Source organism: Streptomyces sp. NRRL B-1140, assembly GCF_001280065.1.
Lineage (GTDB): Bacteria > Actinomycetota > Actinomycetes > Streptomycetales > Streptomycetaceae > Streptomyces.
Map to the genome: position 1 here is coordinate 1 of NZ_LGEA01000064.1, position 235 is coordinate 235.

The window sequence follows — 235 nt, forward strand, 5'->3', positions numbered from 1 at the left end:
CCGTTTCCTGGAGCTCTACGGGAAGATCACCAACCCGGCGAACGGCTACTTCTCTCCCGAGGGCATCCCCTACCACTCGGTCGAGACGCTGATCGTCGAAGCACCGGACCACGGCCACGAGACCACCTCCGAGACCTACAGCTACCTCCTGTGGCTGCAGGCCATGTACGGCAAGGTCACGGGTGACTGGTCGAAGTTCAACGGCGCGTGGGATCTGATGGAGAAGTACATGATC

At 60.9% G+C, this 235-nt stretch carries 1 protein-coding gene; it reads left to right on the forward strand.

Annotated features, from left to right (window positions below; genetic code table 11):
- Positions 1 to 235 (forward strand): glycoside hydrolase family 48 protein (locus tag ADK65_RS08455; RefSeq protein ID WP_159038746.1); only part of this gene is annotated, 235 nt, incomplete at both ends.